Below are 13,614 nucleotides of genomic sequence, written 5' to 3' on the forward strand. Positions count from 1 at the left end.
TTATTTCAATCTCAACCTGTATTTTCATATTGAAGGAGTCACACCAATGAGCAAACCCGTACGCGTCGGCCTGATCGGCTACGGATTCATGGGACGTACCCACTCCAATGCTTATAGACAAGTCGGTAAATTTTTTGACATCGAACACACGCCTGTCCTGCAGGCCTGCTGTGCCCGCAGCGAAGACAAGATCAAAGACTTCGCTGACAACTGGGGCTGGGAGTCCTACGAAACCGATTGGCGCAAGCTGATCGAACGTGATGACATCGACCTGATCGACATCACCACCCCCAATAACTCGCATCACGACATTGCCATCGCGGCAGCAGAAGCCGGTAAAATGGTACTCTGTGAAAAACCGCTGGCCATGAACACTGCAGAAGCAGTCGCGATGACAGACGCCATCGAAAAAGCGGGCGTCGCGAACATGGTCTGGTTTAATTACCGTCGTGTCCCTGCGATTACACTGGCAAAGCAGCTCGTCGACGAAAAACGCATCGGGCGGCCCTTCCATTATCGGGCGCAGTACCTGCAGGACTGGACCATCGCCGAAGACGTTCCCCAGGGGGGGGCCACACTCTGGCGACTGGATGCAAAAGTCGCCGGCAGCGGCGTAACTGGCGACCTGCTGGCCCACTCCATAGATTCAGCCATCTGGCTCAACGGGCCGATCACTTCGGTCTCCGCTGCTACGGAAACCTTCATCAAAGAACGCATTCATCAGGAAACCGGCGAAAAGACGAAAGTTGAAATAGATGATGCCTGCATGTTCCTGGCCCGCTTCGCCAATGGCTCGATGGGAACCTTCGAAAGTTCCCGTTACGCCCGCGGACGCAAGAATTTCAACACGTTCGAACTGAACGGCGAAGATGGCTCCGTCTACTTCGATCTGGAAGATCCACAGATCCTGCAGTACTTCGAATATGCCAATCCAACCACCGGGAAGAAGGTGGAAGACCATGTGACCGGCTGGCGACGGATTCACGTAACCAACTTCGAACATCCCTACATGGATCACTGGTGGGTTCCCGGCTGTACCATCGGATACGAACACACCTTCACGAATGCCCTGGCTGACTTCTTCCAGGGTCTGGATAACGGCAAACCCACCCAGCCCGACTTCCGGGCGGCCCTGGAAACACAGAAGGTCTGTGACGCCGTGCTGCAAAGCGCGAAAGACAAGCAATGGGTTGAAATAGCATAGCATTTCAGGCAGGTTTTCTGTTATAATGCCTGTATAACAAGTCTTTGCAAAAACGGGTGGCACTCCGCGTCGCCCGTTTTTGCTATATAATGAACAACAAAACTGAAGATAGCACGAATCGGGAGTCAAAAAGATGGACCGTCATCCAATCACACAAGAAGGTTATGATAAGCTGCGCGAAGAAATTCGACATCTCGAAAGCGACGTCATGCCTGAGATCGCGGAAAAAATCGCAGATGCCCGTGCAGAAGGTGATTTGAAAGAAAATACCGAATACCATGCCCAGCGTGAAGCACAGGGCATGACCCAGGCGAAGATCAATCAGCTGAAATCCAAACTGGCCAACTGCTATATCGCCGACAAATCCACGATGCCCAAAGGAGTCGTCACATTCGGCTCGATCGTCACCGTAAAGAACCTGGATGACGGACTGGATGAGAAATACGAATTCGTGGGGCCGGGTGAAGAAGACTATCTGGGTGAAGTCATGAAGATTCTCACGTCCAGCCCGCTCGCAGAAGGCCTGCTCAACAGAAAAGTCGGAGACAAGGTCGAAGTGGAAGTCCCTTCAGGGACGCTCCGGTTTGAAGTCCTGGAAATTGAAGACTGAGTTCATCCGGCACAGAAAACATAAAAAGCGGCGTGAGATATGACTCACGCCGCTTTTTTATATGGTTTGATTCCAGACAGAAGAGAAAAGTCGTCAGACATCCCGGGTTGTACTGGCCATGCTGTATCAGGGTTGCAGATTGAGAGCATCTCAGTTTCCCACAACCAGAGGCCCACGTGCCTCGCAGATGCGATTCTCAACCGGCTACAGATTATTTGGCCTGAACCAGCACTCGATTCATCAGGGGAATCGAGGGTGCAAACGTCTGCACGGTTTGCGTGACCAGTTGCTTCAGATAGTAGCTGGAGCTGACGCCGTAGACCGTGATCCCTGCATGGTCACAACGGACTTTGACATTCTGAACCTGATGATGTGTGCCAGAATGAATCTCTGATTCCAGCTTCGCAGGAGCAGGACAGGAATCCCAGGCTGCAGTCAGCTGCCGGGAAACTTCCCGTTCCGGCTGATTTTCCACACGCTCAAAACGCGGTTCTACTGTGATTGTTTCTTCTGCAACGGGACGCTGAGGCTTTTGTAAAATTTGCAAAGACATTGCAATCATCCAACTTAAAAAAGTGTGTCGGCTTTGTTTTGTACTGTTTTCAGAACAGTCGCGAATCATGTGCCGAAATGAAAACTGTTCCCAAAAAACAGCATTCGCAATCCACTGAGAGTGTATACGCGAGAAGTGTATCTGTTTCAATGCTCAAGACTTAGTTAAATCAACTTTGAACCGAATCTTAACTGGCTGCAAATAAACAAGGTTCCAACATGAAGTTTCTGTGTGCGTCGTTTTTTTGCGGGTGCTCTCAGGGATGCTCAAAAAGTGTGCGTAAGCCCGCTGCCACTCTCACACACAAGCGAGTCACCCTGCCACCAGGGGCGAGAACGAAGTGACTGACAGAAGGACTCTTCAGCGGAAACGTTGATGGATGAATTACTTCTGAGCGGAGAGCCAACCCGTGACGCCCTAAACCACCCTCTTTGCCACATTGCCTGGAATCATGTAATCCGCGGCAGCCCCCGGCTCCTCACCTGCCAGCAACGGGCGATTCGATTCAGGGCGGGCCTCGAACCTGACAACCTGGCTTCCGGTTTTGCAGAGCCCATCACAATGAACCGAAGCGTCTTTCAATCTATGATACTCGGCCCAAACAGCCCTGAAGAGACTACCGAAAAACTGCCCCAGCCTAAAAGCCTGTTTTCACTTCGCGAAGTCGTCCATCGCCGACTGATAATCCCGCTGCCCCTGCAGGATCAGAAATGGCTGAGGAAGCCCAATCATTTCTTTCCGATCTTGTGTGGGTCGATGCCGTGTACCAACACGACAGTTGGCAGCTTCCCCTCCACTACCGGAACGGAAAGCGTCCCAGCCAGTGACCAGAGCCCGGTTCTGAGGCTGACTTCGGTGTCTATAAACCGATTCAGTTCAACAGAGGCGGTACCTGGTGAGTTCCCGGCAGGCGAAAAGAACACACCAGAGCGCTTCTGATTCGCAGAGAAGACCACCTTCACGTCCAACAGCCCCTCTGGAAGCGGCAGGCGACGATGGCGACCCGATACTGCTGAACCGCCTCAAGAGCGATTGCAGCAAAGAGCAAGAGGACACACCTCATCACCTTCTGTGTCACGTCATCCATCCAACTGTTAATAGCAGGGATACGAGACAAGTCGTCTGTCTCAGCGCAAGGAAAGGGTCTTCAGCCAATTGACTGAAGACCCTTTTCTATCGTGAACATTACGATTCGCGTTGTGAAAAAAGACGCTGCGAAATCGATGATTTTAAGCAAGAAGTCCCTGCAGCAGGTTTTCCCCTGGACCGTGATCATAACAATCACTGTTATTCCAGAGTGGCAGACCAGCAGCATAGCGTGCAGCCAGCATCAGAACTTTCTGTTCTGAACCAGGCTTCGCCTGTGTTGCTTCGTCCGGGTTAATGCCCATTTCCCGGTACTCTTCTTCACCGAACAGGGCATCGAAGTTGGGATCATACCCATCTTCACCAGAAAAATCCTGGTAATCACCATCTTCGTAGCTGACCAATGACTGATCATCTTCAAGTTCGTATGAAAGAGTCTCAACGTCATCCGTACCCATCAAAAATGCCGACATTCTCTTCTTCTTTCTCCAACAACAATTACAAAAGTCCAGAATCTCCACCCATACCATATGAGTGGACAAACCTTCTACGTGGAACAAAACAATCAGTCATCTCTACCAAACCGAGAAATTCAATCGCTCGTAGCGTACGCATCCATTGCGTTATTTGGGAGATTGAAAGCAACACCCTCCAAGGGTGTGGGAAGTTTTTTCAGGTGGGAAACTCTTCTAAATTGGTGGTTAAAAAACATCCCGAATTTTTTGGCTGCAGTTGAAAACCGCAAGAGAGGACACCCAATAAGTATCCCCTGTTTCTAGGACAATTCTTGAGTTTTTATGGTAAAATGTCAACAAGATTTTTCACATTTTTGCAAACTACTCTGAAATCGAATCCCTCAGCAGGCAACAGTCCCCTGAGAATCAGATTTTCTCGTCTGTTTCGGCTGAATCTGCAGAAATTTTGATGAATCAAAACCACATGGTGACAACATACAACAGTAGCACTCGTTCACAACTCAGGGTCGATTGATGCCATAACGTTTCAATTTCCGATCCAGAGTGGAGCGTTCGATGCCCAGTATCTGCGCCGATCGCGACTTATTCCAGTTGGTATTATCCAGCACTGCCAGGATATGTTCCTGCTCCACCATCTCCAGCGAGACTTCACGGAAACGGGCATGAGACACAGGCAGTACATTTTGCGGATCGCTTTCCATTCCCACTGCGGACAGTTGAATATCCGAGGCATCCAGAATATCGCCGGTACACAATATGAAAGCCCGTTCGATCGTATTCTGCAGTTCCCGGACATTGCCCGGCCAGTGATACGCTTCCAGCAGTTCCCTGGCTTCCTCTGTAAACCCACGTATGGGACGCCCTGTTTTGACCACAAAGCGATTCAGGAAATAATCAGCCAGCAACAGGATGTCATCAGTACGCACGCGCAGCGGGTCAACACTGACCTCCACGACATGCAGTCGAAAATAAAGATCCTGCCTGAAAATCCCTTTGGCGACTGCTTTCTCCATATCCCGGTTTGTCGCAGCCACCACTCTCACATCAACATTGATCGATACACTGCCCCCTACTCGCTCGAAAGCATGACCTTCCAGCACACGCAGGAACTTTGCCTGCACAGCCAGAGACATTTCCCCGACTTCATCCAGAAACAGGGTCCCCTTGTGTGCCTGTTCGAATTTTCCGGGCTTCTGACCGGTCGCACCCGTAAAGGCGCCCTTTTCATGGCCGAACAGTTCACTCTCCAGCAGGCCTTCGCTCAGGGCCGCACAATTCATACAGACGAAGGGCTGCTTCTTTCGCTGGCTGTTGAAATGAATGGCCCGGGCTACCAGCTCTTTCCCGACCCCGCTTTCACCACGAATCAACACACTCGCATCGGTCGGCGCGATCCGCAGGATCTGCTCCTTCATCGCGATCATGCTGGGGCTTTTCCCCACCAGTTCGCTCTCCAGCTCGAGCTGCTCCCGCAGGGCTTTATTCTCGCCCTCCATCCGCGCCAGACCGTCCGAGAGACGCAGCTTCTCACTCAGGTTCTGTAACGAGATCGCCAGTTGATCCGCGAGAGCCAGCGTGAACTCCAGATCATCCGAATCGAGTGGATTATCAGGATTGGTTGAATACAGGTGAATCATCCCCGCAACTCCCCGTTTGTTTCGCAGCGGCGCACAGATGACGCTCTGGGCATGGATCTTCCCCAGGCTGTCCCGCGTCGACAGCTTGCTGTCATCGGCGATATTGTGAGCCAGGATCGCATCCCCCTCGTCAAATACCATTTCGGACAGTAATTGAGACGGCTTCTGGTAAGGTAGTTCATCGACCGATTGAAAAGCGATGACCTTCAGGTGTTCAGGCTTGAGTGGCTGGTGCTGCTGCGTTGAATCAAAATATAAAATGGCTCCAATGTCGGCACTGGTCCCCTCAAACAGTCCGTTTAAGACAATCTGCGAGAGTTCCAGTTCGGACTGGACATTGCCCATATCCAGCGCCAGGCGATACAGTCGCCCCAGCTCACGGCTGGTTCGATCCCGATCCCGGTCTGAATGAGAAACAGGTGGCGGCGTGTGAAAACGCGTATGGCTCTTACGCTGGATGATCTCGGGGACATTAAACTCGTCCCAGCTGGACTGATGCCCTGCCCCCATGGTCGCACTCTCCAGCTCCGCACTGGAACCATCTGACGTGGGACGCGAGGAAAAACGGGAAACATCAAACGTAAAGATCGCCTGACTATCGCCAATCTCGACGACATCCCCTTCCTGGAGTTCATAATCCTGACTGATGGCAATTCCCTGCACCAGGGTCCCGTTGCGGCTGCCCAGATCGCGGATATACCAGGCCGAGTCACTGTAGAAAATCTCACAATGGTTGCGGCTGCAGACCTCATCATCAAGCACAATCCGGTTCGTTGGCGCGCGACCAATCGTCGTCACCTGGCGATCTACCAGGCGATACACCTTTCCCCGCTCTTCCAGTTCCTGAATAATCAGATACGCTACAGAGGAAGTCACGTTTGAGTTTTTCTTTTCAGAATTATGCATGTATGATGACACAGGACTCGTTCCACTGCCTGAGAAACAGCGAACGTGATCCCTCTTGTAAGAGCCAACAGGCACCCGCCCCGCAAACATTGCCGAAATCAGTACGCCCTATTTACTTACGATAGCCCGGACATTTATTATATTCAATTAACTTGCACCAGAACATAAAATTCGTCAAGCTTATTGTGTGAAATCTGAATTACCTCCTGCCTCAAATGAGAATCTCCCATGAACAGACTACTTTCCAACCGCTGTTTTACCCAGACCCTGCGGATCATGCTGATCGTATGCTGCTCTTTTACCCTGCTGAGCTCTCTGCAGGCCGAAAACTGGCCCCGCTTTCGGGGCGCTGACGGCTCTGGCATTTCCGACGAAAAGGGCTTCCCCCTGGAGTGGACAGAGAAAGACTACGCCTGGCATAGGGAACTGCCGGGAATAGGACACTCTTCCCCCTCGGTCTGGGGAGACAACCTGTTCGTCACTTCGGCAATCGACGAAGGTGAAACCCGGTACCTGTTCTGCATCGACCCCAAAACCGGGAAAGAAAAATGGCGACGGGAAACCAAACTGAAAAAGAGCCATAAGCATCGCAAGGGCAGCTGGGCCTCCAGCACCCCTGCCACTGATGGCGAACATGTCTATGTCGAATTTGCAGACGAAGAATCCTACCTGCTGATTGCCTACGATCTGGAAGGCAACAAAATCTGGGAACGCAACCTGGGAGCCTTTAACAGCCAGCACGGGCATGGCAGCTCTCCCATCATCTACAAAAATCTCGTGATCGCCACCAACGATCAGATGGGTCCCAGCTTCGTCACCGCGTTCAATAAAAAGACGGGCGAAACGGTCTGGCAGGCAGAGCGGGCGGTTCGGAGAACTTCCTACGCGACCCCCATCATTATCAACCATCCCAATACCGGACCGCAGCTGATCTGTGTCAGTGGCGCAACCGGCGTGAGCAGCCTAGATCCCGAAACAGGCAAAGTGAACTGGACCACTGGAGAATTTCCCCAGCGAACGGTTTCCTCACCCGTTTACGGCGAAGGGCTGATTTTCGCCACTTGCGGCGGCGGTGGCAGAGGTAAGCTGCTGTACGGCGTCGATCCCACCGGCTCCGGGAACATCAAAGAAACCCACATCAAATATCAGCGATCTACCAAACTTCCTTACGTTCCGACTCCCGTTGTTTACGAAGGTCATCTCTACCTCTGGGGAGATGCCGGCGTCGTCAGCTGCGTGGATCTGGCAACTCAGAAAAACGTCTGGACCGAACGCGTTGACGGAGACTTCAGCAGCTCACCGGTCTGCATCAACGGCGTCCTGTACTGCATCAATGAAAATGGTGATCTTGCCCTGCTCGAAGCCTCACCCCAGTTCAAGTCACACGGAAAAGTCAAACTGGGAGATCCCAGCCACGCGACGGTGGTGGTTGCCAACGGCCAGATGTTTCTGAGAACCTTCAAGCATCTGTACTGTCTGCAACCTCAGAAATGAGCTTCTGCCGGGAATGTCTCCTGAACGTGGCAAAATTTGATTCATTCTGCCTGTGAGTTTGCTATAATCCGGCTATCGACAGTTCAATAGAATAAAGCACATCCACGATGTGATCTCTACGGTATTGATGACATCAAAGTAACACTTCCACTGAGATACGGGCCATCTCAAAACTTCAGTAACCTGAAAACTGACTGATTGATTGAATAACAAGGATTTATTATGCCCGCCTGGCCCGGTGGCCCCTGCCCGCAATGTGGGGAGGACATGCCTGCAAATCTGGTACACTGTCAAACCTGCCGTGAACTGCTCAATGATGACCTGGAGCATGACACAGTCGAAATCCCCGCTTTCCACCCGTTAAAAGAACTGGCGGTCTGCTGTGATGCGTTTCCGGTCGGGTACTTTTTCCAGTGCCCTGACTGTCGGAAAGAATTACGCGTCCATAAAAAATATCTGGGCAAGCAGGTCTCCTGCAAATTCTGCCAGGCGCCGTTTGCCTTGAAAATTGATGCCAGCAAAGCGATCTCTCAGGGATTTTACACCAATTGCCCGCACTGTCGCAAAGAACTGCGGATTGCCCACAAATACCTGGGAACAGTCGCAGCCTGCAAATTCTGCCAGGGACACATTCAGTTGCTCGAGAAACCCGCAGACCCGGTCGATCAATGACCTGGCAGGTTACTTGTCAGAAGCATGGAGAACGCTTCAGGGCGCTGTCTGCTCTGTCGCGGACGCTTCCTGCTCCCAGCTGATGTCAGCCTGGGCCGGTCGCGTTTTATAGAGCGTTCCATCTTCCTTGAACAGCAGTGCGACATTTAAATGCCACTGAGTGCCATCTTCCCGCTGCCAGAGATCGCAATAGTAGATCGAAGGACTGGAGGAAAAATCACCTGAGATTCCGGCATCGTTTAACTGCCGGATCGCCTGTTCTTTGGGAGTGCCCAGTGGGGCGATCTCCAGAATTTTTGTCGACTGTTCTTCGAAGACCAGAGGGGCGGGCACGACCGACCTGAGGCCCGTGCAGGCTGTCAGATTCAAGAAACAGAACAGACAAAGCCACGTCACAATACCCCGGCAGGGCCTGCGCCTGTTCCCCCGATCTGACTCCACGCCTGCCTGCATCTAATCCCGTCCTCCCTGAGAGGGAATCATTTTTGATAGAGAACCTGACTCTACCTGTACAGGTTCGTCAGGCAATATAACAGATCCTTGAATTCAGGCGTACTGCAATTTGGGAAATCGTCGTCAGGTTCCACGCACCATCAAATGTGAGAGCGGTACGTAAAAAAGCCGGGGCTGCTTCATCGAACAGACCCGGCTGATTTTTGTCATTTGACTCAGCAGGTAATGCAACCTGGAATTATGCAGCTAAAGCGGCTTTGGCAGCCTTCACAATTTCGTCAAAGATCTGTGGCTGGTAAATGGCCAGTTCACTGAGTGATTTGCGGTTCAGTGAAATTCCAGCTTTACTCAAACCATTGATGAACTGGGAGTAATTCGTTCCCCGTGCACGGCAGGCAGCAGTGATTCGAGTCACCCACAAAGCACGAAATTCACGTTTACGCACGCGGCGGTCACGGTATGCGTAAACACGGGCGCGAATCAGGGTTTCTTTGACAGTTCGCAGCAGTTTACTGCGGCCGCCATAATTACCCCGGGCTTCTTTGAACAGTCTTTTCTTGGCTCGACGTCGAGCTGCACCTTTTCGAACTCGCATTATTACTTTCCAACTGTGATGTTAAATTTTGATTCTGTCAGCACAGACCCCGGCTCAGACAGCCGGGAATCCCGGCAAAGTTATGAACTGGGACGCAGGGCATTCACAATCAGCTTTGCTTCAGCGCCTGTCACAATACCATCACCGCGAAGTCTGATTTTTCGCTTGGGGCTCTTTTTACTGAGAATGTGACCGCGAAACGCTTTCCTGTGCTTGGCTTTACCAGAAGCGGTAATTTTAAATCGCTTCTTAATTCCTTTATGTGTCTTTTGCTTAGGCATTATATTTTTCTATCTTCGTAAACGTTTCAGAGACACGTACTGCCTCTGAGAAAACAGAGATCCAGTCATCAATCCTGAGTCATATTCTCTACACATTCTGCATTCACTGACGCAGATTCCTCAACCAGAAAGATCACGTCCGTCCATCATAACAGTATAGACCGATCTTCAACTGGGAGGTTGATCGGGCAGTATAATCAGCCTCACGTTACTTTTTCCACCGAAACGAGGCTAAAAACACCGTGACTTCGTAGAAAAAATGACGGATTGACTAAAAATCCACTTTTCCCGGTCTACTGACCGGTGATCGTTTCAGCAAACAGGAAATCCAAGGCACTGAAAATCGCTCAGATGCCCTGAGATACACCAAGTTTACTGCAATCCCTCTCAGAAGTACAGCCTGAGATGTTTCTGAAACAGACTGACCTTAAGCTTGTGCAGCTTCAGAATTTTTCAGACGCTCTTCAATCACATCTTTGGGAATTGCCAGCATTTTCTCAATACTGATGGCTTTATGCCCTTTATATACTCCCGGGAACGCTGTAAAGACCGGGGAGCCTTCCAGCTCAACGGTCAGGCTCTGCGCACTTCCCTTGTTGCACATGATCACATCGCCTACCGCCAGATTCAGAATTTCGCGTGCCGTCAGTTTACTGTTGTCCAGTTCGACTCGCATCGCGATTTTCGATTTGGAAACACTGGCTTCCAGATTCAGCTGCTGTCTCAAATCCGGAGTCTTTTTCTTGTAGGCAGACCAGGTATCGGAGGTCAGCTTGTTCGATAGTGGCTCAATCGTATTAAAAGGGATACAAAGGTTGATAATCCCGCGTGTCTCCCCCATCGTGACTTCGAAAGAAATCAGTACGATCACTTCGTTGGGAGGCACAATCTGCACCAGTTGGGGATTGCTTTCGACCTGGGAGACCCGCAGTTTCCAGTCGCACAGGTTACTCCACGCCGATTCGATCCCTTCGATCGCCAGTCCGGTAATCCGGGAAACCAGTCGGATTTCAATTTCGGTCAACGCCCGATTCGGGTACGCACCATGCGAATGCCCATCCCCGCCCAGCAACCGATCAATGATCGGAAAGATGATCGACGGGCTGATATCCAGAATGATGTGTCCATCGAGTGTTTCTGATTCCAGCAGGTTAAAACAGGTCGGGTTTTCCAGACTGAATACAAATTCGCTGTAAGTCAACTGGTCGACACTGATCAGCTTCACTTCAATAATGGAGCGCAACATCCCGCTGAGGGCAGCGCCGAATTCACGACTGAAACTTTCGTGCAGCGCGCGAAAGGCACGCATTTGCTCTTTACTGACACGTTCGGGACGTTTGAAGTCATAAATACTGATCTGGGAATTGAAATCCGTATTTCGCGTCGCAGGACGGCTCGATCCACCGCCGCTGTTCGCAGAGGGATCTAACGCCGATAAGAGCGACTCGACTTCATTTTGACTGAGTACGTCTGCCATCCCTGGCCTCCCTGAAAATGGCCCCCCTTCGCGAGCAGCCTTGCCCGCGGCCGGATTTCAATTATTGATCTAACTGCTACTCGCGAATCTGCCCTGCTCCATGGGCCACATATTTATAACTGGTCAATTCGTTTAATCCACATGGTCCGCGTGCGTGAAATTTATCGGTACTGATTCCGATTTCCGCCCCCAGTCCAAATTCGCCACCATCATTAAATCGCGTGCTGGCATTCACAATGACTGCCGCCGAATCGACCTGTGTCGTGAATTTCTCAGACGCCGCCAGTTCTGTTGTGACAATCGACTCTGTATGCCCCGATCCATATTGATGAATATGCCGGATCGCTTCATCCATGTCATTCACAATTTTGACAGAGATAATTTTTGCTCCGTATTCCGTGCCATAATCTTCTTCAGTCGCTGCTTTTGCCCCGGCTGTCAGTTCCAGCGAACGCGGACAGCAGCGCAGTTCGACCCCCTGCGCTTTCAGTGCCTCTGCTACCCGTGGATAAATCGTTTCAGCGACATCCACGTGCACCAGCAGACATTCAGCCGCATTACACACACCGGGACGCTGACATTTACTGTTGACCGTAATGGACTCTGCCAGTTCCGGATCAGCGGTTCTGTCGAGATATACATGGCACACACCATCAAAATGCTTGATGACCGGCATCGTCGCATCGCGGGCCACGCGCTCGATCAGCCCTTTTCCCCCACGGGGAATCGTGACATCGATGTATTCGCTCAGCTTCAGAAAATGTCCCACCGCTTCGCGATCTGTGGTCTCAACCAGTTGTACTGCTTGCTCAGGTAGCCCGACATCACGCAGGCCCTCCTGCAGCAGTTTATAGAAAGCGATATTGCTGTGAAATGCTTCTTTACCGCCCCTTAAGATCACGGCGTTTCCACTTTTCACACACAAGGCAGCCGCATCGATGGTCACATTAGGTCGTGACTCATAAATGAAGAACACAACTCCCAGGGGGACCCGCACGCGAGTGACCAGCAGGCCATTGGGACGAATATTGCTGTCAATGACTTCGCCAATCGGATTCGGCAGTGCGATGATTTCTTCCAGCGCCGTGATAATCCCCTGGAGGCGGGTCTCGGTCAGTCGCAGACGATCAATCGAAGCTTCCGTCAGACCATACTCGGGCGCCTGCTTCAGATCGACGGCGTTTGCTTCCAGCAGATCGGGGGTTCGCTCCCGAATCAACTCGATCATGCGGCGCAGCCAGGCATTTTTCTGATTCCCATTCGCGGAAACCAGTTTCCGTGAGGCGTCTCGCGCCTGCGAGGCCAATTGCTCTGTATATTGCGCCAGGTCTAATTCAGTCATGTTACTCTTAATCAATTACGGGCAGATGGTAGATGTGTTGATTGACCATCCTGGTACGTACCTCACGCATCCTTCTCTGGTCAGGACACCCAACGCAGGGGGAAGGTGCGCACCAGATCACAGCAGACTAATTGCCTGATTGATTCTGTTCAACAGACCGGAGTATCAAATATCCGTCGAAATGTGTCAACGGGGGATCACAAACGGCGATTCTGGCGTGATTTGAGACTAAAACTTCCAGTCTGAATATAGTTTCGACCGAAAGTCGTGCCATTCTGCATTTCTGGTGCGGGAACCGCAGCTCTCTGCCATTTCCGCTGACCATTTATCCATCATCCGCAAGCGGTCTGACATGATCCGTACGGTATTGAATACGACCTTCTGAGCGCCTTTGGCCCCTGCTTTCAACATCTGATCGAATTCACGACCGGGAATTCGCACGACTTCCACATCAGAAATCGCCACGACACTCGCGGAGTGAGGGGCCGGCTTGAAAAATGACATTTCGCCGAAAACAGACAGTGGGCTTAAAGTCGCCAGAGTCTGCTCGCTTCCATTGGCCAGTTTTTTACGTACTTCACAGGAACCACTCTTAATAATCCAGAGATAGCGTGTGGAATTCCCTTCATCCAGAATGCGGGATCCTTCGGAAAACTCCTCGGTTTCAGAGCAATAGAGCAATTCTTCCATCTCAGCCGGTGTTACAGACTGAAACAGCACGCAATCATTGATCAGTTCCTCTGTGGATATCATATGTTTTACCTCGTAAGCGCCAGTTTAGAAATAGTTTATTATTTTGTGTTCAAGTTGAACTTAACGAAAGTGAAG

13 protein-coding genes are annotated in these 13,614 nt (G+C 51.2%); 4 read left to right on the plus strand and 9 right to left on the minus strand.

The window, feature by feature from the left end:
• The coding region (locus AACZ40_RS11330) for a Gfo/Idh/MocA family oxidoreductase (RefSeq protein WP_339674461.1) at positions 1 to 1,204 on the plus strand (1,204 nt) is incomplete at its 5' end.
• Between the two features lie 133 nt (positions 1,205 to 1,337).
• Positions 1,338 to 1,814 carry a transcription elongation factor GreA gene (greA, locus tag AACZ40_RS11335; protein WP_291180210.1) on the plus strand — a complete coding sequence of 159 codons (477 nt, stop codon included), beginning with the start codon at positions 1,338 to 1,340 and terminating at the stop codon, positions 1,812 to 1,814.
• Positions 1,815 to 2,025: 211 nt separating this feature from the next.
• On the opposite strand, the gene AACZ40_RS11340 is transcribed toward greA, so the two are convergent.
• From AACZ40_RS11340 to AACZ40_RS11350, 3 genes are all read right to left on the minus strand, one after another.
• Positions 2,026 to 2,367: a hypothetical protein gene (locus AACZ40_RS11340; protein WP_291180207.1), complete on the minus strand. Its 342-nt coding sequence runs from the start codon at positions 2,365 to 2,367 to the stop codon at positions 2,026 to 2,028.
• A 1,229-nt stretch (positions 2,368 to 3,596) separates the two neighbouring features.
• The gene (locus tag AACZ40_RS11345) at positions 3,597 to 3,926 is read right to left on the minus strand and encodes a hypothetical protein (protein WP_291180201.1); all 330 of its coding nucleotides are present in this window, start codon (positions 3,924 to 3,926) and stop codon (positions 3,597 to 3,599) included.
• Between the two features lie 503 nt (positions 3,927 to 4,429).
• Positions 4,430 to 6,442 (minus strand): sigma 54-interacting transcriptional regulator, encoded by a 2,013-nt coding sequence (locus AACZ40_RS11350; RefSeq protein ID WP_339674462.1) that lies wholly within the window; start codon positions 6,440 to 6,442, stop codon positions 4,430 to 4,432.
• A 258-nt stretch (positions 6,443 to 6,700) separates the two neighbouring features.
• Between AACZ40_RS11350 and AACZ40_RS11355 the strand changes: the two genes are divergently transcribed.
• Positions 6,701 to 7,966: a PQQ-like beta-propeller repeat protein gene (locus tag AACZ40_RS11355; RefSeq protein ID WP_291180195.1), complete on the plus strand. Its 1,266-nt coding sequence runs from the start codon at positions 6,701 to 6,703 to the stop codon at positions 7,964 to 7,966.
• A 222-nt stretch (positions 7,967 to 8,188) separates the two neighbouring features.
• Positions 8,189 to 8,638, plus strand: coding sequence for a hypothetical protein (locus AACZ40_RS11360; protein WP_291180192.1), 450 nt, complete (start codon positions 8,189 to 8,191; stop codon positions 8,636 to 8,638).
• A 36-nt stretch (positions 8,639 to 8,674) separates the two neighbouring features.
• Here AACZ40_RS11360 and AACZ40_RS11365 read toward each other — a convergent pair whose 3' ends face one another.
• The 6 genes from AACZ40_RS11365 to AACZ40_RS11390 all read right to left on the minus strand — a co-directional run bounded on the left by AACZ40_RS11365 (position 8,675) and on the right by AACZ40_RS11390 (position 13,539).
• Positions 8,675 to 8,971 carry a hypothetical protein gene (locus AACZ40_RS11365; protein ID WP_291180189.1) on the minus strand — a complete coding sequence of 99 codons (297 nt, stop codon included), beginning with the start codon at positions 8,969 to 8,971 and terminating at the stop codon, positions 8,675 to 8,677.
• Between the two features lie 358 nt (positions 8,972 to 9,329).
• Positions 9,330 to 9,686 (minus strand): 50S ribosomal protein L20, encoded by a 357-nt coding sequence (gene rplT, locus AACZ40_RS11370; protein WP_291180186.1) that lies wholly within the window; start codon positions 9,684 to 9,686, stop codon positions 9,330 to 9,332.
• A gap of 80 nt (positions 9,687 to 9,766) precedes the next feature.
• Positions 9,767 to 9,967 (minus strand): 50S ribosomal protein L35, encoded by a 201-nt coding sequence (gene rpmI, locus AACZ40_RS11375; RefSeq protein WP_145226605.1) that lies wholly within the window; start codon positions 9,965 to 9,967, stop codon positions 9,767 to 9,769.
• 427 nt (positions 9,968 to 10,394) lie between these two features.
• Complete coding sequence (gene fliM / locus AACZ40_RS11380) at positions 10,395 to 11,444, minus strand: flagellar motor switch protein FliM (protein WP_291180179.1); 1,050 nt, start codon at positions 11,442 to 11,444, stop codon at positions 10,395 to 10,397.
• A 76-nt stretch (positions 11,445 to 11,520) separates the two neighbouring features.
• Positions 11,521 to 12,786 (minus strand): glutamate-5-semialdehyde dehydrogenase, encoded by a 1,266-nt coding sequence (locus tag AACZ40_RS11385; protein ID WP_291180176.1) that lies wholly within the window; start codon positions 12,784 to 12,786, stop codon positions 11,521 to 11,523.
• Between the two features lie 228 nt (positions 12,787 to 13,014).
• Positions 13,015 to 13,539, minus strand: a complete 525-nt coding sequence (locus AACZ40_RS11390) for a cyclic nucleotide-binding domain-containing protein (RefSeq protein WP_291180172.1) — start codon at positions 13,537 to 13,539, stop codon at positions 13,015 to 13,017.
• Positions 13,540 to 13,614: the final 75 nt, after the last annotated feature.

The sequence above is a fragment of the uncultured Gimesia sp. genome (assembly GCF_963972345.1).
Taxonomy (GTDB): Bacteria; Planctomycetota; Planctomycetia; order Planctomycetales; family Planctomycetaceae; genus Gimesia.

Bases quoted from the DNA above. Each gene is read 5' to 3' on its own strand.
- AACZ40_RS11385 (WP_291180176.1), bottom strand. From the start codon at position 12,786: ATGACTGAATTAGACCTGGCGCAATATACAGAGCAATTGGCCTCGCAG.
- AACZ40_RS11340 (WP_291180207.1), bottom strand. From the start codon at position 2,367: ATGTCTTTGCAAATTTTACAAAAGCCTCAGCGTCCCGTTGCAGAAGAA.
- greA (WP_291180210.1), top strand. From the start codon at position 1,338: ATGGACCGTCATCCAATCACACAAGAAGGTTATGATAAGCTGCGCGAA.
- AACZ40_RS11345 (WP_291180201.1), bottom strand. From the start codon at position 3,926: ATGTCGGCATTTTTGATGGGTACGGATGACGTTGAGACTCTTTCATAC.
- fliM (WP_291180179.1), bottom strand. From the start codon at position 11,444: ATGGCAGACGTACTCAGTCAAAATGAAGTCGAGTCGCTCTTATCGGCG.
- AACZ40_RS11360 (WP_291180192.1), top strand. From the start codon at position 8,189: ATGCCCGCCTGGCCCGGTGGCCCCTGCCCGCAATGTGGGGAGGACATG.
- AACZ40_RS11390 (WP_291180172.1), bottom strand. From the start codon at position 13,539: ATGATATCCACAGAGGAACTGATCAATGATTGCGTGCTGTTTCAGTCT.
- rpmI (WP_145226605.1), bottom strand. From the start codon at position 9,967: ATGCCTAAGCAAAAGACACATAAAGGAATTAAGAAGCGATTTAAAATT.
- rplT (WP_291180186.1), bottom strand. From the start codon at position 9,686: ATGCGAGTTCGAAAAGGTGCAGCTCGACGTCGAGCCAAGAAAAGACTG.
- AACZ40_RS11355 (WP_291180195.1), top strand. From the start codon at position 6,701: ATGAACAGACTACTTTCCAACCGCTGTTTTACCCAGACCCTGCGGATC.